The sequence below is a fragment of the Paenibacillus sp. FSL K6-1217 genome (genome assembly GCF_045040735.1).
GTDB lineage: Bacteria > Bacillota > Bacilli > Paenibacillales > Paenibacillaceae > Paenibacillus_AQ.
Genome location: NZ_CP150271.1, coordinates 1408044 through 1428335, shown reverse-complemented (window position 1 = coordinate 1428335; position 20292 = coordinate 1408044). Strand labels below are relative to the sequence as shown.

Annotated in this window: 17 protein-coding genes; all 17 read right to left on the bottom strand. The window is 53.8% G+C overall.

Going from position 1 to position 20292, the window contains the following annotated elements; translation table 11 throughout:
- Window positions 1–12: 12 nt before the first annotated feature.
- Window positions 13–897 carry a carbohydrate ABC transporter permease gene (locus MHH28_RS06075; RefSeq protein WP_405113039.1) on the bottom strand — a complete coding sequence of 295 codons (885 nt, stop codon included), beginning with the start codon at window positions 895–897 and terminating at the stop codon, window positions 13–15.
- Between the two features lie 85 nt (window positions 898–982).
- The gene (locus tag MHH28_RS06070) at window positions 983–2278 is read right to left on the bottom strand and encodes an ABC transporter substrate-binding protein (protein ID WP_405113037.1); all 1296 of its coding nucleotides are present in this window, start codon (window positions 2276–2278) and stop codon (window positions 983–985) included.
- 240 nt (window positions 2279–2518) lie between these two features.
- Complete coding sequence (locus tag MHH28_RS06065; RefSeq protein ID WP_405113036.1) at window positions 2519–3367, bottom strand: response regulator; 849 nt, start codon at window positions 3365–3367, stop codon at window positions 2519–2521.
- Window positions 3364–5184, bottom strand: a complete 1821-nt coding sequence (locus MHH28_RS06060; protein ID WP_405113034.1) for a sensor histidine kinase — start codon at window positions 5182–5184, stop codon at window positions 3364–3366. Before MHH28_RS06060 ends, MHH28_RS06065 begins: the two co-directional genes overlap by 4 nt.
- Window positions 5185–5398: 214 nt before the next feature.
- Window positions 5399–7357 carry an FtsX-like permease family protein gene (locus MHH28_RS06055; RefSeq protein ID WP_405113032.1) on the bottom strand — a complete coding sequence of 653 codons (1959 nt, stop codon included), beginning with the start codon at window positions 7355–7357 and terminating at the stop codon, window positions 5399–5401.
- Entirely contained in the window at window positions 7347–8114 is a 768-nt protein-coding gene (locus MHH28_RS06050) for an ABC transporter ATP-binding protein (RefSeq protein WP_405113030.1), read from the bottom strand. Before MHH28_RS06050 ends, MHH28_RS06055 begins: the two co-directional genes overlap by 11 nt.
- Before the next feature lie 86 nt (window positions 8115–8200).
- The gene (locus MHH28_RS06045; RefSeq protein WP_405113028.1) at window positions 8201–9232 is read right to left on the bottom strand and encodes a sensor histidine kinase; all 1032 of its coding nucleotides are present in this window, start codon (window positions 9230–9232) and stop codon (window positions 8201–8203) included.
- On the bottom strand, window positions 9229–9942 hold the full coding sequence (locus MHH28_RS06040) for a response regulator transcription factor (RefSeq protein ID WP_405113026.1): 714 nt from the start codon (window positions 9940–9942) through the stop codon (window positions 9229–9231). Before MHH28_RS06040 ends, MHH28_RS06045 begins: the two co-directional genes overlap by 4 nt.
- Entirely contained in the window at window positions 9911–10915 is a 1005-nt protein-coding gene (locus MHH28_RS06035) for an acyltransferase domain-containing protein (RefSeq protein ID WP_405113024.1), read from the bottom strand. The genes MHH28_RS06040 and MHH28_RS06035 overlap by 32 nt, the downstream gene beginning before the upstream one ends.
- 28 nt (window positions 10916–10943) lie before the next feature.
- Window positions 10944–11621 (bottom strand): MBL fold metallo-hydrolase, encoded by a 678-nt coding sequence (locus MHH28_RS06030; RefSeq protein WP_405113022.1) that lies wholly within the window; start codon window positions 11619–11621, stop codon window positions 10944–10946.
- A gap of 201 nt (window positions 11622–11822) precedes the next feature.
- Window positions 11823–12320: a DinB family protein gene (locus MHH28_RS06025; RefSeq protein ID WP_405113020.1), complete on the bottom strand. Its 498-nt coding sequence runs from the start codon at window positions 12318–12320 to the stop codon at window positions 11823–11825.
- Window positions 12321–12375: 55 nt separating this feature from the next.
- Window positions 12376–13923: a PAS domain-containing protein gene (locus MHH28_RS06020; RefSeq protein ID WP_405113018.1), complete on the bottom strand. Its 1548-nt coding sequence runs from the start codon at window positions 13921–13923 to the stop codon at window positions 12376–12378.
- A 191-nt stretch (window positions 13924–14114) separates the two neighbouring features.
- Window positions 14115–15671, bottom strand: a complete 1557-nt coding sequence (locus MHH28_RS06015; protein WP_405113016.1) for a stalk domain-containing protein — start codon at window positions 15669–15671, stop codon at window positions 14115–14117.
- Between the two features lie 169 nt (window positions 15672–15840).
- A complete protein-coding gene (locus MHH28_RS06010; RefSeq protein ID WP_405113014.1) occupies window positions 15841–17427 on the bottom strand; it encodes an FAD-dependent oxidoreductase in 1587 nt (528 codons plus the stop codon).
- Between the two features lie 26 nt (window positions 17428–17453).
- Window positions 17454–18368, bottom strand: coding sequence for an ROK family protein (locus tag MHH28_RS06005; protein WP_405113012.1), 915 nt, complete (start codon window positions 18366–18368; stop codon window positions 17454–17456).
- A gap of 372 nt (window positions 18369–18740) precedes the next feature.
- Window positions 18741–19574, bottom strand: coding sequence for a MurR/RpiR family transcriptional regulator (locus tag MHH28_RS06000; RefSeq protein WP_405113010.1), 834 nt, complete (start codon window positions 19572–19574; stop codon window positions 18741–18743).
- The gene (locus tag MHH28_RS05995) at window positions 19561–20268 is read right to left on the bottom strand and encodes an N-acetylmannosamine-6-phosphate 2-epimerase (protein ID WP_405116868.1); all 708 of its coding nucleotides are present in this window, start codon (window positions 20266–20268) and stop codon (window positions 19561–19563) included. The genes MHH28_RS06000 and MHH28_RS05995 overlap by 14 nt, the downstream gene beginning before the upstream one ends.
- Window positions 20269–20292: the final 24 nt, after the last annotated feature.

The window sequence follows — 20292 nt, the reverse complement described above, 5'->3', positions numbered from 1 at the left end:
GTCCGGTCCTCCTTAATATTCAATTTTTTCACGGGTCAGCACTTTATTGAGTACCCAAGCGATGATCAGACACTCCAGCACCATGAATACGGCAAGCGCACTGCCGTAGCCGAAGTTCTGCTTCAGGAACGCTTCCTGGAACATTTTCAGGGCAATCATTGTCGTGGAATGCAGCGGTCCGCCATTGGTCATGACATACACACTTTCAAAGGTCTTGAGCGCGTAAATCACGTTCAGCACGACACAGATCCGCAGTACATCAGACAGCAGCGGAAGCGTGATATAACGGACTGCCTTCCAGCCCACAGCTCCGTCCAGCTTCGCGGCCTCATAATACTGCTCTGAGATGCCCTGGATACCGGCGAACAAGATCAGCATGTTATAGCCTACATAGTGCCATGTCGTTACGATCAGGACTGACAAGAGTGCCGTCTTGGTATCCCCAAGCCAGGCCTGCGCCCAGCTGCCGAGGTGAGCGGCTTCCAGCAGCGTGTTCAGCATCCCGATGTTCGGATCGTAGATTTTGACCCACAGCAGACTGACCATCGTCGTTGACATGACCACCGGGAAGAAGTAAATATTGCGGAACCATTTGCGTCCCTTCATTTTGCGGGAGACCAGCAGCGCCAGGCCGAACGAGAGCGGAAGCTGGATGAACACGCCTGTCAGCAGGAAGGCCACACTGTTCCATACCGCCTTCCAGAAGCTTTTATCTGCGGTGAACATCTTGGTGTAATTGTCCAGGCCCACGAAGGCCATAGGGTTAATTCCGTCCCACTCCTGGAAGCTGTAATACGCCGTCATGAGAATTGGCACGAAATAGAAGACCAGAAATACGGTTAAACCGGGCACTAGAAACAAAGCGATTAATTTCTTATCCGAGAGCGCTCTTTCCATCACTATCCACCTATCAGAGTGCAGAAAAGCGATGCGGTCCAAGAGACTGCATCGCCTTTCCCCTATTATATTTGTAAAGCGTGTCTTACTCTGCCGAATGGAGCAACGTTTCTAACTGTGCGGTGTATTCCTCAGGCGTCAGATTGCCGCCATAGAGCTGCTGCGTCATATCACGGTATTCCTGACCCGTATCTGCCGACAGCAGGCCGAACCACATCGCCTGGGTTTTGGCTGTTTTGCTGATATCGGAAGCATAAGCGGAGAGCTGCTCGTTCTGCGACTCCGACTTCACTTCGCTGGCCGCATAGCCCGGCAGGCCTTTGCGTACGAACTCATCATTAAGCTTGAGGGACAGCTTGATGGCGAATTCCTTGGCTTTGTCCACGTGCTTGGAGCTGTTGTTCACGAACAAGGAGTAAGGCGCTGCCGAGTTCTGGAAGCCGATCGTCGCACTGTAGACATCCTCTGCACCAGTCTTCGGGAATGCGATATATCCGAGATTATCGCCCATGGCCTTCGACAGCGCGCCGAAGTTGAAGCTGCCGTCAATCCAGATCAGAGCCTTGTCGTTCTTGAACAGCTCCTGGGCATCCAGGTAAGCCGAGCCGAGGAAGCCCTTCTGGAAGGCGTTGCTGCTCACCAGGGTGGCTACCTGCTTCGCTGCATCGACAAACGGGGCATCCGTGAATTTCGCTTCACCCTTGAGCGCATTGTCAAAAGCATTGACATCCTGACGCGCTACGAGCAGGTTGTACAGCAGATCGCCCTGCCATCTTTCTTTGCCGCCCAGCGCAATAGGGATGATCCCTTTATCTTCGGCCTTGGCCACAAGCGCCTGAAGATCGTCCCAGGTTGCCGGAGGCGTAGCGGCGAGATCATTCATCAGCTTTTTGTTATAGTAGAAGACCAGGGTTGTGCTGATATTGGAAGGAACGGAATAGATATTGCCGTCTTCCTCCTTCACCAGCTGGTTGTCCAGGAATTTCGCGCCAAGTCCTGTGGAATCCAGAGTATCGTTCAGCGGGGCAACCGTTTTCGATTGCAGCACAGGGGTCCGGTAGGACTTCCCGGCATGCTGCTGGAACACATCCGGCAGTTCATTGGCAGCCAGGGCAACACTGATTTTGGTCTTGTAGGTCTCATCCTGTATGTACTCATAATTCAGATCCACGCCGACTTCCGCTGCGGTAGCCTCGGCAGCAGCCTGATACATCGGATCTGCATCGAACATCCATAACGAGACAGATTCCTTGCCTTCCGCCGCCTTGGCATCCTGATTCTGGGTTCCCCCATTGTTCTCTTCCGCTCCTCCGCAAGCACTAAGTACTACACTGCTGAGCGCGATGGATGCTGCAACTACCCCAAGCTTTTTCCCGAACATTTGTGTTGGACCACCTTTCAATATTTACGGATTCGACTTACAGGTATCATCTTATCAAGTGAACCGCCATGTACGAATGGAGATATATTGGTTCTAACAGTAAAATTTTTAGGTGTGTTAGATTACTTTACACTCACTTTACGGGGCGTTCCCATGTTAACGGCAGCTTGACACAGGCTTTACTTGGATGGAACAAAAAAGTCCGGCTAAAAAACCGGACCCTGCTGTGGGCTGCTCAACTCAATAGGTATCCGAAGAAGAGCCGCCGTGTATTTTATTCGGGGTCATTCCGTATCTTTTCTTGAAGCATTTGCTGAAATAGAACGGGTCCTTATACCCTACCTGCCGGGCGATCGTTGCGATCTTGGGAGCTGAAGCCTCACCCTCGGCAGTCTCCTGGCGGAGCAGCTTCATGGCCTCGCCAAGACGGACGTTCGTTACATATTCCACAAAAGAATCGCCGGTCTCCTTCTTGAACGCATGGCTTAAATAGCTAGGGTTCACGAACAGGGCGCTGGCTGTATTCTGGAGTGACAACGTATCTTCGGCATAATGCTCTGTCACATAGGCCAGGGTCTTGCCGATCAGGGCAGTGCCGCTGCTCTGCCGTTTCTGCACACGGGCACCGCCCGCCTGCGGCTCCGGCACATCACCGGCTTTGATTCTAAGCCGGGTGATATAGCGTTCTGCCTCCCACTTCTCTGTCAATTGTGCCCGTATCGTGCGGAGGGCTTGTTCGACAGCATCCTCATCAACGGGCTTCAACAGATAATGGTCCGCTCCAAGCGATATGGCCTGCTGTGCATAAGAGAAATTATCATAGCTGGTGATGAAAATCAGCTTGGCCGCCGAATTCAGCTTGCGCACCGCCTGAATGAAATCAAGCCCGTTCATATTCGGCATCTCAATATCCGTAATGATGAGATCGATTGGCTGCTCCCCGATGATCAGTAGCGCGGCCGAGCCGTCTTCGGCTTCTGCGGCCACCTCGAACCCGGCGGCTTCCCAATCCACCAGGCGGATCAGGAGCTGCCTGAAATAATATTCGTCATCCACAATCAGGACACGGGCTACCGGTGCTGTATTCATAATCTGACTGTCCCCTCTTCCTGTTCGTTCGTTTGCACTAGCAGCGGTAAGTACAGCTTCACTTCCACTCCCTGGCCCGGCTCAGACGTTAGGGCGATTCCATAGGCTTCGCCGAACCGCAGCCGGATGCGGTCCTGGATATTTTGGAGACCGAAGCTGTATCTCTCCTCGCTGCCATGGCCGGACCAGATCAGCCGCTGCTGCTCATCGCTCATGCCCTTGCCATTGTCGCGGACGGTGAAGCAGAGCCGGCTCTGCCCATCCACCGCTTCCTTGCCGCAGGTAATTTCACACCAGCCTCCGTCCGCCATTCCTCTGATGCCATGGTGTATGGCATTCTCGACCAGCGGCTGAAGCAGCATCGTCGGCACCAGACAGGATTCCAGCCCCGGTTCGAACGTGATCCGGTAATTCAGCTTAGGGAAGCGGATCTGCTGAATATACAGGTAGCTCTCCAGATGCTTCTGCTCCTGGGACACCGTTATCAGCTCCTGACCGTTGCTAAGCGATATCCGGTAGAACTCACCCAGCGCCTTCAGCATCTTGCTGATGTCCTTCGCACCCGATATCACAGCCATCGCACGGATCGTGTCCAGTGTGTTGTACAGGAAATGCGGCTTGATCTGCGAATAGAGCAGCCGCAGCTCCAGCATCCGCTTGGTCTTCTCTTCCGTCTCCACCTGGGACATCAAGCGCTGAATCCGCCCCACCATCTCATTGAAGGTAGCCCCGAGCCGCCCGACCTCGTCCTCCGTATCGGCGGCGGCGCGCCGGTCCAGATTCCCGCTGCCCACCTCGACTATGACCTCGCTAAGCCGGCTGAGGGGCCGGGTCAACCGGCGGGAGAAAAGAATGGACAGGAGCGCAGCCGACAACATGCTGATCAGGCCGAAGCCGGCCAGCAGCAGAGCGATTTTCCAGTATCCGTACGTTAGCTCCGATATCGTCACCAGATGGACCAGCTTCCAGTCATAGGGAGCAAGGCTCTGCACCGACACTAAATAGCGGTCTCCGGCAACCTCCTGTGTCCGGGTTCCTTGCGGGACCGACTTCACCCAATCTGCCAGTGATTCCTCTTCCACCGGCTGGTTCACCCTTGAAGGTTCATTCGCGGAGATGATTCTTCCGTCCCGGTTAATGACCAGCGTAGAGCTCTCCGGGGTCTGTTCATTATGGTAGAGACGGGCAAGCGTCCGCTCGTCAATGTTGACATAGATATAGCCAAGCGGGGTCCCCTTCTCCATGCTCATAATGACCCGGCCTACACTGATCATATTCTTGTGCTTCGCTCCGGACAGAAAGTCAGGCGTAAGCGAATCGGCCCAGACTGCCCCGCCTTTGGCTGCATCGATCTCGGCCTTGGGATAGATCCCCAGACTCTCCCGGGTAACGCCGGTCAGGTTGGAGGTGTAATAGAGGCTGCCGCCCAAGGATTCAATAATCACGGAATCAATATTCGGCTCGGTCACCAGCATCGCCGCCAGTGTGTTGTAGATCGACTTCAGCGCAGCCACATCGTTACTGGCGCCGGTGTCTCTGCTGAGCAGCTTCTGGGTATCCTGATTGATCAGCACGAACTTGGTGAAATTCTGGACCGACTGGAATACCGTCTCCATTGACTGCTTCACGAGCCGCACTTCCTGCTGTGAGCTGGCCGTGGTTCGTTCCAGAGCCTGGTTGAAGACAATCCGCTGAATGCTGACCATGAAGATTACCAGTGCCAGCGACACAATCAGGATGTTGCTGAGCAGAATCTTCCGCCGCAGCGGCATACTTCCGCTGGACAGAAAGGGCAGGAGTGCCCGGAACCTCTTCAAGAGGGATGGATATGGCATGGACCGTTTCATCGTACCCTCCGTTATATGTATCGTTGTACATGTATTATACACAAATTACAACAACAGCAAAGCAGCGGTTCTCCGTAACTGGAGTAACCGCTGCTTGCGGATGAAGCAGGAAATGAGGATATCTGCACAGGTCATAGAGGTGCAGCACGGACATATGCCGGGCTGGCACAGAGCACAGACTGATTTAAGCCGCGCGAGTCAGCTTGCGGACGACTTCCCGGCTGTACTTGCGTTTGGTGATGAAGAAGAAGCTGAGCTGGAACACGATATAGACCGCGACCACAAGGGTGGTGTTCTTCATGAACTCGATGGCGATATCCGACCCGCTCATGACATGGGTGATCAGATAGATCACCGAATAGCCCAGGATGCTTCCAAGCAGCAGCGGGACGAAGAAGGTAATGAACAGCTCTGCCGAGACGACCGAGCGGATCTCCTTGTCGCTGATCCCAATTTTGTACAGCTTCCTGAAAAAGATAGTGGCGTTTCCGATTTCGGTATACTGCTTGAAGTACAGCACCATTCCGCCCGCGACAAAGAATAATACCCCGATCAATGAGGTGACGAATACAAAGAGAGAATAGTTTTTCTTCAGCGCTTTGTAGGCATCCACCTTGGACGCTACAGCAAACAGCTTACCGCTTCCGTCCTTGTCTGTAGCATCCAGGGTATCCTTAAGCTTCTGAATAACCCCGTCCGTCCCCTTCCAGCCTGCAAAATCAATTCCATAATGAGTTCCGGTTGCCGCCGCCCCTACCTTGGACTCCATATTCTTGTAATCCTCGTTGTTCACTACGATTCCAGAACTGGCTGGATACGAGCTGGCTGTTGCAAACCAGTTGCCGTGATAAGAGGCCTTGACCTTGTAGTCGAAGCTCTGCTTGCCGTCTGTGAATTGGATCTTCTGGCCCTCTCCGATGCCGTGGGTGCCCGGCTCCCAGGCTGTAACAATATTCAGGACCTCACCTGCACCCACCGATACTTTCTCCCCGGTCAGCGTGTTATACATATCCTGCGAGAGGATCGGCTTCGTCTTCAGGATATCGTATTTATCACCTTCCAGATTCATCCTGAGATTCAGGAAGCGGGTCTCCCGGACCGACTTCAGCGGCTGAGCGGACGTCTTCAGCACCTGCTCCAGCTGGCTCTTCTCCAGTACATGTACGCCAGCTACGGAGATGTACTCCACATCATATTTGTTCCGCTCGGCGATGCTCTCCGACAGCTGGAGCAGGGAGAAAGGTGAAGCGACGAGGAAGATCGTCATCCCGCTGAGAATGCTCAGGATGAACAGGATCCGCTTGTTCTGATTGAACTTGTAATTAATTTCGGTGATCGACAGGATATGCCGATAGTAGAACTTCTTGTTCTTGAGGAAGGTAATCAGCGTATTCCCGAGATGAGAGATCACCATGTAGATCCCGGTGAAGCTCATCAGCACATAGGTAATAATCATGAAGGGATTGGTATTCAGGCTCTCCGCGTTCGAGATGAAGATCAGGAAGAGAATGGAGGCTACAACCAGCCCCACCCCCAGCAGACCCAGCTTGGTATTGCTTGCCTTCGCCTGATTATCCTGCTTGCGGGAATCCTTCATCAGATCTGCGATATCGAGCTTGCCGACCTTGATACTTGAGATCAGCTGCGAGGCAGCGAAGATTACGGTGAAGACCGCCGCCGTGACAATGAAGCTCGCCGCATTGAGTGAATATGCTACGCCTTGCAGATCCAGCAGGTGAATCGCCACATCCTGGAACAGCCTGGAGAAGACCGCACCCGTGATGATCCCGGCAATGAGCGAGGACACACTGATCATCAGATTCTCCAGCAGGATGATCTTCTGCAGATCATTCTTATGCATCCCGAGCGACATGAAGATGGCGAATTCCTTGCTTCTGGCCTTAATGAATGAGGAATGCGCATAGTTGATGAAGAACATGGAGAAGAACGTCAGCGCAACCAGACTCAGCATCAGCACAATCTGGATGACATCCTCCGTCGCTCCTTCGCGTATGCTTTTATTGAACAAGAGCGCGGCATAGAGGAAAAAAATCGTGATCGCAAAGGCGCTGCACATGAAGTAGGAGAAGAAATTGCGGACATTGCGCTTGAAATTTTTGATCGCAACCTCTCTAAAGGTCATTGCTTTCCCCTCCAAGGATGGCCAGACAATCGAGAATTTGGTCGAAGAACTCCTTGCGGACCCCGCTGCTGACAATCTCCATGCTGATCATGCCGTCTTTAATGAAGATAATCTTCTTGCAGAAGCTGGCGGCGAAGGCGTCATGCGTAACCATCAGAATGGTGCTGTCCCGCTCCCGGTTCATCTTCTCGATACATTTCATTACGGTGTTCGAAGATTTGGAATCCAGGTTACCTGTAGGCTCATCGGCGAAAATAATGTCCGGATCATTGATCAGCGCCCGGCTGACCGCCACTCTCTGCTGCTGTCCGCCGGAGATGTTGTACGGATATTTGCCGGCAATTTCGTCGATGCCCAGCAGTCTCATGATCTCCTCGCTCTTGGCTTCCATATGCTCCTTATCCCGCTTGTCGAGAATCATGGGCAGCATTACATTTTCCTTCAGGGTCAGACTGTCCATGAGGTTGAATTCCTGGAAGACGAAGCCCAGATGCTGTCTGCGGAAGAGCGCCATCTGGTTCTTATCCATGGAGGTAATGTTCTTGCCCCCGATCAGAACCTCGCCGTAGCTCGGCTTGCCGATCCCGCTGAGGATGTTAAGCAAGGTGGTCTTGCCGCTGCCGGAGGGCCCCATAATGCCGATGAAGTCCCCCTTCTCTACGTTGAAGCTCACGGAATCCAGTGCCACTGTCGAATGCTCGCCGTTCTGCACACCATATACCTTCTTCACCTCTTTAACTTCCAGTACTACGCTCACAGCCTCATCTCCCGCTTATCATGTATTCAGCTTATTTCTATCCGGTAGCTCCAGTGTAGTCCATCCACAATTCCACATCCATCCATTTAAGTTATATTGTCTTTCAATTTTGCAAGGTACGAAATCTGCACCTCGGTGCCCTGATTGACTTCGGAGGTAATGGTCAGCCGGTGGCCCAGCTTCCGGGCGATTTCCGAGCAGACGTAGAGGCCAATGCCGGTAGCCTGATGATGGGTACGGCCGTTTTTGCCGGTAAAAAAGGGCTGGAAGACCCGCTGTAAATCGACAGGCTCAATTCCAACTCCTTCGTCCCGGATCGACAGCACCACCTGATCGCCCCGCTGCTCCACATGGAAATGGATGGCCTTCGCCTCTTCGCCGGGTTCCGAGTATTTGATCGCATTCGAGATAATCTGATCAAGCATCGCTATGTTCCATTTGCTGTCCGTCATGACCACGATCTGCTCGTCCGCACATTCAATCACCGGGTACACATTGTTGTAGATATACTGGTTCCGCTTGCTGTTGATCAGATGACGGAGCGATTCCAGCAGGTTGACCGGTCCGGGGTTGTAGTCGCGGGTGAAATGCTCCAGACGGAAGAACTTCAGCATCTGGTTCAGCATACTGAGGATTTTGTCCTTCTCCTCTTCAATATGCTGCAGGGCCAGGGCATGGCCGGTGGGATTCATTGTGTAATTCTGGAGAATAAGGTCGATGACCGACAAGGGTGTCTTGAGATTATGTATCCACTGGGAGATGAACTTATGGGTGTTGTCGGCCCGGGCCTTGACCTCATAGATCTGGTCCTGGTAGCTATGGTGAAGCTGGTGTATGAGCTGGATGGCAGACTGCTGCTCGGCCGAGAAGCCCTTCTCTTCAATCTCGATATTCTCGGACAAGCGCTGAAGCTCCCGGTGGGTGGAGACGTAGCGGATGAACCGGAAGCCCATGAACAGGATGAAAATATACACATAGATGCTGAGCAGATACATGAGCTGAATATTGCCACTGACATAAAAGTAGCAGTAGACGCTCACCAGCACATGGCTGGCGAAATAGACAAGGGAAAAGGACAGATGGTCGCGCGCAAATGCCCGGAACAGCCTGATGCTCACTTGCGCGTCCCTCCCAACACCGATGAGTCAAAAATATAGCCCACGCCCCGCTTGACCCGGATGACATCCTGAAACCCCAGGTTCGCAAGCTTGCTCTTGACCCGGGTCACATTGACCGTCAACGTATTGTCCACCACGAAATGCACATCGTCCCACAGCTCCTCCAGCAGCTCTTCCCGGGTGACGATGGTATCCTTCTGCTCCATCAGCTTCTTGAGCAGCTTATATTCATTCTTGCTCAGTTCCTCCACCGCGCCCTTGCAGGAGATGCTGAAGTTGCGGTCATCCAGATGAATGGGGAGCGGCTCCGGCAGCGGCTCGGCCTTACCGGCATACTCCCCGTAATTGCGGCGCAGAATCGCCATAATCTTCGCCAGCAGCACCTGGATATTCAGCGGCTTGACGATATAATCATCGGCGCCCAGCTCCATGCTGAGCACCTGGCTGGATTCTTCGTCCCTCGCGGAGATGATAATGATCGGGACCGTTGTTTTTCTTCTGAATACGCGGCAATAGTAGAATCCGTCATAGTAGGGCAGGTTCAGGTCAAGCAGCACCAACTGCGGCGCTTCCTGCTCGAAGATTTTCTCCACCGCTTGGAAATCTGCAACCTCCACCACCTCATAGCTGTACTTGCGCAGGATATCAGTCATCAGCGTACGGATTGTGATATCATCCTCAACGATCATGATCTTGAACAATTCGCTCACCTCTCCGCAGTCCTCCTAAGGTAACATTCACAAGCTCATTCAGCTTCTTCAGCTCGCTGCCCATCGGCGTGAGCACCGACCTTGCCTGCTGAGCCGCCGGCTTGCCGAGAATATATTTGCTGAAGTTCTCCAGCGTACCCGAGGGGCTCAGATCGAGCAGCAGCCGCGGCCCGCCGGACATCAGATTCTCCAGTGCGCCGCGGAAATTCATCGGCTTCCTCACCACATCCCACAGGAAGGATTCATCCACCTGCTGCACACTCCCCCCTGTCATGGCCGATACCAGTGTCAGTCCCGGGGAAGGGGTCTTGTATTCGAGCTTCTGCATATATGTACGGTAAGGCTTCTCCAGTTCATCGATGAATGCGGAATGGAAGGCGTAGTTCACAGGCAGCTTCAGGCTGGCCACGCCATGTGCCCGGATGAACTGCTGGATTCCGCCGGTATGCCCGCTTGGGCAGGCGATGGTGAAGTGCTGGTCGAAATTCACTGCAATCAGCTCGGAGCGGGTGTTCAGCTCAGCGTTCCCGTGGTAGAACTGCACATGATCCAGAACGGCAATCATCGCGCCTTGGTTGCAGGTCTCGTGGAGCAGACTGACCTGCTTCATAATCAGCTCCAGCACCTGCTCAGACGTCAGCACCTTGGCAACCGCCAGCGCAACATACTCTCCCAGACTGACCCCCAGCGTATAACGTGGGGTTATTCCCTCAGCTTCCAGAGTCTCGGCCAGCGCATATTGCACCATGAAGATTGCAGGATGAGAATAGAAAATATTCCCGAAGCTGTCTCCCTTACTCTGCGTGTTCAGATACAGCTCCTCAATCACGCTCTTGCCGGTCAGCTTATGAAAAATCCGGTCCAGGCGTTCCATGGATTGCCGGAATACCGGCTGCTTCCCGAACAATTCAAGCCCCATCTTATTATATTGCGAGCCTTGCCCGGAGAACATAAATACGATTTCGTTATGCAAGTTACATGCCTCCTGAATATGGAGCGGCTTATTTGAAATTAAACATTCTGCCATTAGTCTTCCGGTTCCTGAAATTCACAAAATGCTGGATGTCATCGATCTGGAAATACACATTATTCTTGTAGAGATAGCTCATCTCCTTACCCGGCGGGTCGCCGAACGAATGACCCGGGAATACCCTTGTGCTCGGAGGAATCAGCCGGATGAGCCGGTGGATGCTGTTGAACATATCCTCTGCCGAACCGCCATTGCTGTCGCATAAGCCGCAGCCTTCAATAAACACCGTATCCCCGGAGAACAGATGGTCCTGCCCCCAGTAACAGACACTTCCCTGGGTATGGCCGGGGGTCACCAGACAGGTTATCCGTGAATCGCCGATATGAATGAGATCCATGTCATCGACGGTTCGGAGCCGGTTGCAGCGGTATTTATAGTAATCTGCCTCGGTTCTGGAGATATAGACGGTAGGGCGGTAGAGCAGCTCAAGCTTCTTCACCATATTGGTATGATCAAAATGAGAGTGGGTCAGCAGAACAGCCGTCACTGTAGCCTCATGCGACTCCAAAATACGGATCATCTGCGATACATCCCAGGATGGATCAACCACAAAAGCTTTGCGGGAGGTCTTGTCAATACCGAGATAAGCGTAGTTCAGGAAATTCATGCAATGTGTTTTGAGCGTAAACAGCTCATAGGTTGCTTCCATGCCCGCCTCCTTGAAGATTTGATGAATCTGATTTCCATAATTTGTTCTATGAATCTATTAAATTATCTTCTACTTTTTCTCGAACTGTCAATGAATGTTATTGCTTCCATACCAAAAAGCCTGCAACTTAACATTGCAGACTCGTCAAATCTATTATTTATTGCAACCGGAGACGATTGTCATACAGGCTGACAATGCATCTTAAGCAGGATACCCGCCACCTGGCGGCGGCCATGCTCCCTGCAGACGGCGGAGCAGAACAATCTCGCCCAGATGGTAGGTGTTATGGGAGGCGATGTTGCGCAGGAGGCCGCCCTTAGTCTCCCCTGGAAAATGGGCCAGCGGCTCGTCAAGCTGGACGGTCTGAGCGATGGCGACAGCCTTATCGATTCCTTCCAGTAGATGGGCAATCGCCTCCTGAAGGCGGGCCTCCTCTGCCGGAGCCTTCTCCGCAGGCCAGCTCTCCTGCACACTTGCAGGCGGCTGCGGCTTGCCGCCCTCCAGATGGGTAAGCATGAAATCCTGCCAGTAGCCCATATGCTTCACTAATTGGTAGATGGAGTAGGGAATTCCTTCTATAGTATAACCGGCAACCTCCAGTGTGAGGTCCGGCAAGGCTCTGGCAATTGGAATATGCCCGCGTTCCCCCACCAGAGATTTCACTAACGCTTGACTAAAAGCTGGATTGGACTCAGACATGAATATGTCCCTCCCTTTTAGATAATTTAAATATGGGACGTCTCCTTAAGATTAGTTATAAGGTACGCAGAATCCTTAACAGCTCCTCCGACATCCTGCTTACTTCCTCTACAGAAGCATTAACCTCTTGCGTCAGTGCAGCCTGAGCTTCGGTCAAGCTGGACATGCCGTTGATTGTACTGATAATATGGTCGATCCGCTCATTCATCTCCTGCGTGGTTTTCTCAATATTGTTCGAAGCCATCTTGCTATGGTCTGCGAGCTTTCGGACCTCGCTTGCCACAATGGAGAAGCCACGGCCATATTCACCCGCATGAGCTGCTTCAATGGAAGCATTCAGTCCAAGCAGGCTGGTCTGATTCGACACCTCGCTGATGAATTTGGTGATTTCTTTGGTTTCATTCGTCTTTTCTTTCACATCGATTGCTGCCTTGTAGGACTGCTCCTGGACTTCGGCGATATCCTGGGCCTGCTCAGTTACCGATACAATCCCGCTAACAATCTCGTTCATTGCAGACAGCAAGCCCTCCATCTGTAGATTTACTCTTCTAATCGTATCCTCTTTATTGATTTCCTGCGTAATATCACGAATCGTTCCCGCTACCCGCAGAGGGATGCCCTGCTCGTCCCGGATGGTCTCGCCGCCTGCGTGGTACCAGCGGTACCCGCCATTCTTGGAGCGCAACCGGTAGTTCACTTTATAGTCCGTCTGCCCGGTGTAGTCATTCAGATGATTGGCGAAGGCATCCAGCGTGGGCTGAAGATCCTCCGGGTGCAGCTGGTTGCTCCAGCTGCTTAACAGGTTCGGGAAATCATGCTCGCCTTCAAAACCAATCGTTCTGCGGAACTGCTCTGACCACCAGAACTCATTATCCGGGTTGACCGGATCGCCTGCGATAACCACCATATCCCAAGGTGCTTCCACCAGGGCGCGGTTCACCAGATCGTAGCGGACCACCAAGGCGCCCAGCTCGTCCTGCTTGATTTTTTTGTCATGAATATCCAGCAAAGCTCCAGCTACCATAATGGGTGTTCCGTCAGCTGCACGTACGGTTGTGCCCGTTGCCTGGAACCATTTGTAATCGCCCGCTTTCGTCTTCAGCCTATACTCAATATCATATTTGATTGTGCCCGTCCGGTCCAGCATATGCTCTGCGAACAACTGCAGCACGCCCTCCTTATCCTCGGGATGAAGGCAACTGGACCAGCTCTCCAGGACATTCGGGAAATCATGCTCATCGGTATAGCCGATCATCCGGCGCAGCTCATCCGTCCACCTGAACTCATTATGCGGATTCACCGGATCTCCTTCATAGACATCCATCTCCCACAGGGAGATCTCAATCGCTTCGGTAATCATATTCAATCTGACCTTGTAGTAATCCTCGCGTGTATGTATCACGGACGTTAGTCGGTCTGCCAGACCGCGCAGCTCCTCTTGATTGGATGAAAAATATGTACCGGACTGCTCTTCTTCCCCGCGTTCGGCCAGCTCAACGTACTGTTGTAAGGCTTCCATTAACTTATGCTCGGCTTGTTGGTGCAGGGTGTTGCCCTGAGCTGCCTGGGCTGCATTTCTTTTGAATCTGTTCAGAATTGGCATGTAATTTCAGTTCTCCTCATCTCGTGGTGTCAACTGCATCAGAAAGACTAGAATGAGTATATAACACACATGAAATTTAATATATAAATTTATATTTAAAATTTAATATAAAACAGCGGCAGAATAAGACTTGACAAAAAGTCTCAGACTGCCGCTGTTATTGGACTAACGTATAGTGGTTTCCCGTTGAGTTAGTTCACTTGTATGCTTTTCAATATGTCATTGAATTCAGCTTTGGCTTGTTTGCTAATCTTAGCCGGATAAGTTGATACCAAGGTATAGATTTCATTATTTTTCTCGAATAGAATCATTTGAAAAATGAGCTTTTCATCTGTATCGTTCAAAGTATAGGTCAACTGCTTCGCATTGATTTTCCCTGCCTTTACGGACTGCTCCGTGATTTTCGCTACCTTCTTCTCCGTTATATCTTTTTTAACATAGCTGACATATTGTTCGAAGTTCATATCTAACTCACTCTTACTATAATGCCGAATGAGCAGCATATTCTTCTCGGGCGAGATTAAAAAAAGCTGGTGATCTCCTGCATCCTCCATGGAAGAAGTTAAGTCCTGCCAATCCTCGTAGCCGGTGATTTGGATTTTTTTGTCCTTGGTTGCAAAGGGCTGCCTGGTAACTATTATGGCGGTCTGAATCTCCGCCAGCCAGTTCACCTTCGCATCCGCTGCTTCGCCGATGAAACGCAATGGTACGTAGGTGCTGCCCTTGATGTTAGAAGGAGCTGCTGTCAGTTTTTTCTGATGGCCATTGATCTCTGCCGTAGTTGAACCCACCTTAAGCTTGATGAGCGTACCCGGTTTGCTTCCCCTGATCGTTTGCGTTTTTGGCTCCCATTCAACTTTCAGTCCGAATGCCTCGAACATAGCGCGGAACGGAACCATTACAGAACCATTTTGCAGGATGGGCGGAGCTTGGAATGTAATGTTCTCCCCATTCAACTGCACTATGATGTCGTCAGGAACTGCAGGTGGTATTGGTTCTTTAACATCTTCATTTAGCACTTTCACGCCTTTGGCAGCGAGTTCGGCCATAATTTTCTTTGCATTCGCATTCAAAGGATTATTGCTGAGCGATACCTCCTTAAGCTTCGGAAGACTGGTTAAGACGCTAATGTCCTGGACGAGGTTATTCTCGAAATATAAATGCTCCAGTTCCGGGTGATCTCTTAGCAGTTCAAGCGACTGGATTTGATTATCGTTAATGATTAACCACTTCAGCTTAACTAATGATTGAACTGGCGTCAGATCCTCAAGCTGGTTATGGCCGACTAACAAATCTGTTAAATGGGATAATCCCGCCAGTGCATCAAGCTGCTCTATGTTGTTCGAATCAAGATTAAGCTGCTCCAGTTGGGACAACGATTGCAGCGGCTCAAGCCCAGTGATCTGATTGCCATTCAGAGCCAGGAAGGTGATTTTATGTAGGTTTTGAAGTGGCTCAATATTGGTAATACCAAGCCCTGGGAGCATTAGGCTTTTTACATTAACTGCATACTCCAGTCCGCTTAGACTGGTGATTGTCTGCTCAGGATCACTGGGATAGAGTGATGTTATGGCCTGTAGATCCTCTTTTGTAATGGGGCCAGCCGGTTTCTTAATCTCAACTCGAATCGCTTGTTCCAGATTCTTGTCCGGGATTAGAGAGGCTTCTGCAAATACGGATGGAACGGAGATGAAGCATAGCAGGAAAGCAAGTACAGTGGTTGACACAAATTTGATCGTCTTACACAAAATAAATTCACTCCTCGAATTGTCATAGTGACTAGATTCGACATTCGTATGCTTTTTCCTGTATTCCAAAAAGGCACCCCGCAGACAGGGTACCTAAGTGGATATGCGGATATTGCGCATGGAGTGTCTGAAACCCTCAACATCTGTGCCGCGCTACCAGAGGTGGTGCTTAGGCCTCCAACTCCTCGGAAGTCCAGTGCAGCTGGACACCGAGCGCAATCAGCTGCTGTTGATAGGCCTGAAGATGCTCCGCCGAAGCCCTGACCGCCGATGGTTCGACTTGCTGGCGGATGGCATAAGCTGCGAGCGTTCCCGCCGCTTCCCCGATATTCCATTCGGTCGGATGCAGGCGGTAGCAGCCGTTGGCGATCTGGGTCATGGATATATTTTTGCAGGCCGGAAGCAGGTTCTTGACCCTTACCGGGATTAGTGATCCGAGAGGAATCTCATAGGGATGGTTCGGAATATAAAAGGTCCGCTGACTCACTGTGGTCGGATGAAGATCCAGATGATAGCTGCCTACCCCCACACTGTCCTCATAACGCTTGGGCCCTGCCGGTCCGCGCAGCTCCTTGCTCACATCCTGCTCGGCTATCGTGTACAGCCCGCGGATGCGCCGGGATTCCCGGATATACGGGGCCTTGGCCAGCCCGTCCTCGGTGCCGAGCACATCCCCGCGCAGCCGTACGCCCGGATAGCCCTGCCCGCCATCCAGGCGGGGCGCTTCAGTCTGAAGCCAGTACACGAGCGAGAGGGTAAGCTGCCGCGCTCCCTCCAGATGCCGCTCCCGTTCCTCCAGCGATACGCCGATAATGGGTCCGGCATAATAATCGTTCAGTGCCCAGTTCAGCAGCGTAACTTCGCCGTCATTCAGCGGCTCGATCCAGATGGCCGGGTCCACGATCCGCCGGTAATCCCACAGGGAGACAATTCCCTGCTCATTCGGGAACATCGTGAACTGCTTCAGCTTGGTCGTATCGTCGGCATCGGAAGCGAACCAGCTTAAGATCGGATACTGTGAGAACGATGGGACATATTCGCGCCAGTAATCATAATCTTTTGGCCGGGCAATTGTGTAGTCTCCGCCCGGAACATAGTCCACCGCCGCCACATGGGTAATCGACTGCATGTCGAGCGGGTCCGCTGTCTCCAGCGCATGTGGCTCTCCCGTCTCACTGCGGGCTTCGGCCCCGCTGACATGCTCCACTCCGGCAAGCGGCAGCAGATCGCCACACTCCGTGGCATCCAGATAGTAGTCTCCGTGCAGCCGGATCATGTTACCTTCCGGTCCCTGACGGACAGTAACGCCGGTTACATGATCGCCCTCGGTATCAGCCGTAACAGGTACCGTATGATAGAGCACCTCAATCCGTCCGGTGTTCACATAAGGGGCTAGCATCTCCTGTAGCACGGCCAGCGCCACCTTCGGCTCATGCGCCAGACGGCTGACCCAGCCGTTGCCGGGGTTCAGCAGAGGATTGCTCCGGGCTTCATCCGTAAGCGGATAATTCCGCCTGTAGTACTCCCTGACCCTGGTGCGGAATTCCTGGTAAGATGCGGTACTGCCCGATTGCTCAATCCAGCGGTGCTCATCGGGCGGCACGGCCTGGGAGGTCAATTGCCCGCCCAGCCAGTCCGTCTCCTCCGTTATAAGCACCCGCAGCCCGGCCTTGGCTGCGGCCAGCGCCGCAGCCGTTCCTCCGAGGCCGCCGCCGATAATTACAAGATCTGAACGTTTCTCTTGTTCACTAGCCATGCTCCATCTCCTCCCTGCCGCGGCAGTTAGATCTGTCGTTCACTTTCGTCCCGGCGCAGCCGTTCCAGCGCCAGCCGGGCCGCGCCGAAGCAGCCTGCCCGGTTGCCCAGCTCCGCTGGCACGATCCGGTCAGCCAAGCTGCCCGCCTTCCCGGCCAGCAGCGGCCACCAGACGGCGCGGCTCTGAATGACGCCGCCGCCGATAATGATCAACTCGGGGTCTACCGCCGCCCCGATATTAGCTGTCAGCAGCGCCAGATCCGCTGTGAAGCGCTCCAGCACTGCCAGCGCTGCCGCGTCGCCAAGCTCCGCCGCTGCCACAATCTCCCGGCCATGCGTATACACGCGGCCGGTCTCCTCCATTGCCAGCCGCAGCAGCGCCTGGCCGGACACATATTGCTCCGCGCAGCCGCGCTTGCCGCAATTACAGAGGCGACCTCCCGGCACCAGCACGCTGTGCCCCCAGTCGCCACCGCTCCAGGCGTACCCGCGCAGCAGCCGGCCTTCCGCCAGATTAGCCCCGCCGACCCCGGTGCCCAGGGTCAGCATGACCAGGCTCGGCCTGCCGCGTCCCGCGCCCAGCCAGGCCTCGCCCAGCAGCGCCGCGTTGGCATCGTTATCGGCCGCCGCTGGCCGTCCGAAGGCAGCCTCCACCGACTGCGTAATCTGCACGCCTTGCCAGCCGGGCAGATTACCGGTGGCGTAGACCACCTCACCGGTATCCGCATTGACCCGGCCCGCCGAGCCAATTCCCAGCGCTTCCACGGCAGGATGGCCTGCCAGCAGCTCCTCCACCAGACTGTGCAGGTGGCCGAGAATAACCTCCCGGCCCAGCCGGGCCTCCGTGTCGCGCCCGGCTTCCGCCAGAACCGTCCCCGCTTCATCGACCACAAGCCCCTTGATGCCTGTCCCCCCGATATCCACGCCCACTACTTGCCGCATCCGCACCGCCTCCACTACTGCGTCTTTCTGTATGAAGCGGAAACGGCCTCACCTTCCTTTTGGGAACGGTGCCGTTTCAGCTCTTAAGTGTCACCTCATGTTGCTCCATCCGCCTGCTTTCTGGCGGCATACAGCATTACCATGAGGAACAATAATACTCTTGGTTCTATTTGTATTCGGTTTTTCGCTTACATTTGGCCCATACGCCTTCGACCAGCACATTCCGGTCTCCCCAATTTCCGCGCATCACCCACTTACGCTGGATTCAGGAGCATTAGTGCACCTCATATCCGCGCATCGCCACATTCTATTCAGTTTTCCGCATACACCCGGCCCACGCGCCCACGAACCAGCACACTAATTTCTCCCGTCTTAATAAATCCGGTCAATGACTGCCCGGGCGGTCCGCTCCTTCATCCGCTTGGTCTCTTCGGCATTCAGGCGCTCCAGCCCCTGGCAGAGCAGGTCGATAATGAACAGCTGCGAGACCTTGGCCCCTACGGAGCCGCCTTCCAGTGGCGATTCCTTCCCGGCCGTGAGCAGCACGATGTCGGCGATAGAAGCGATGGGCGACTTGGCATAGTTCGTCATGGCAATTACTTTGGCCCCATTCTGCTTGGCCTTCATCAGCATGTCGTTCGTATCCAGCGTGCTGCCCGATACACTGATGCCAAAAGCCACATCGCCCGGGCCCATCGTCACCGCCATCATCGACTGGATATGACTGTCGGCATTGGCTTCGACCCGCCGTCCGATGCGCAGGAAGCGGTTCTTGGCATCCAGAGCCGTGATGCCCGAAGAACCTACGCCGAAGAACTGGACATACCGCGCCTGATCCAGCGCGCCTACAGCCTGTTCTAGCTGCTCCCGGTCCAGCATACCGAGGCTTGATTGCAGCACGCCAACCATCAAGGCATACAGACGGTCAGCGTAATCTCCCTCGCCCGCCCCCTGCTCGCCATCCGCCGGGGTCTGCCGCTTCGGCAGCCCTTGGGCCAGCATCAGCTTGAAATCCTGGTAGCCCTTGAAGCCAATTTTGCGGCAGAAGCGCATAACTGTGGTCTCGCCCGTTCCGGCAAAATCGGCCAGCTCGGTAACAGACAGATAGATCAGATTGTCCGGATGCTCCAGCACACACCGGGCCACCTTTTGTTCAGACTTGGTCATGGACGGATAATACGTGTTGATCCGGTCATTCATTTCCATTACGGTTCATCCTCACTTTTCTTGCCGCTGCTGCGAACGGCCGGGTAATCAGCTGCGGCCGGGTAATCGCCGAGCCTACCACCACCGCGTAGGCTCCCAGATCCAGCGCTGCTTCCACCTGGGCGGGCTGACTGATCCGGCCTTCGGCAATGACCGGAATCTGCAGACGCCGGGCGGCCTGCTCCAGCAGCTCCAGATTCGGCCCTTCCTGCTGCCGGGAATACGGTGTATATCCCGATAAGGTGGTCGAGACACACCCGACCCCAAGCGATTCGGCATATAGCGCTTCCTCCAAGGTGGAGATGTCCGCCATGGAAGCAGCCGGGCTTGCGTTCAACAGGTCTATAATCTGCTCCAGCGTACACTTCTCCGGCCGGCTCTGCCGGGTCCCGTCGAAGGCGATAATATCCGCCCCCGCCTCCAGCAGCTCCTCAACCTCTCTAAGCGTAGGGGTGATATAGACGGCGGAATCCGGGTAATCGCGCTTCACGATACCGATCACAGGCAGCGGAACCGCCTGCTTGATCGCCCGCACATCCGCCGCCCCGTTCGCCCGGATGGCGACGGCCCCGCCCTGCGCTGCCGCCACGGCCATGCGGGCCATAATCTCCGGCCCGTGCAGCGGCTCGTCAGGCAGCGCCTGGCAGGAGACAATCAGCCCCAGATGCAGGTGTTCCAGTATATTATTGCTCAGGGTCCCCACCCTCTCTCCTTATGT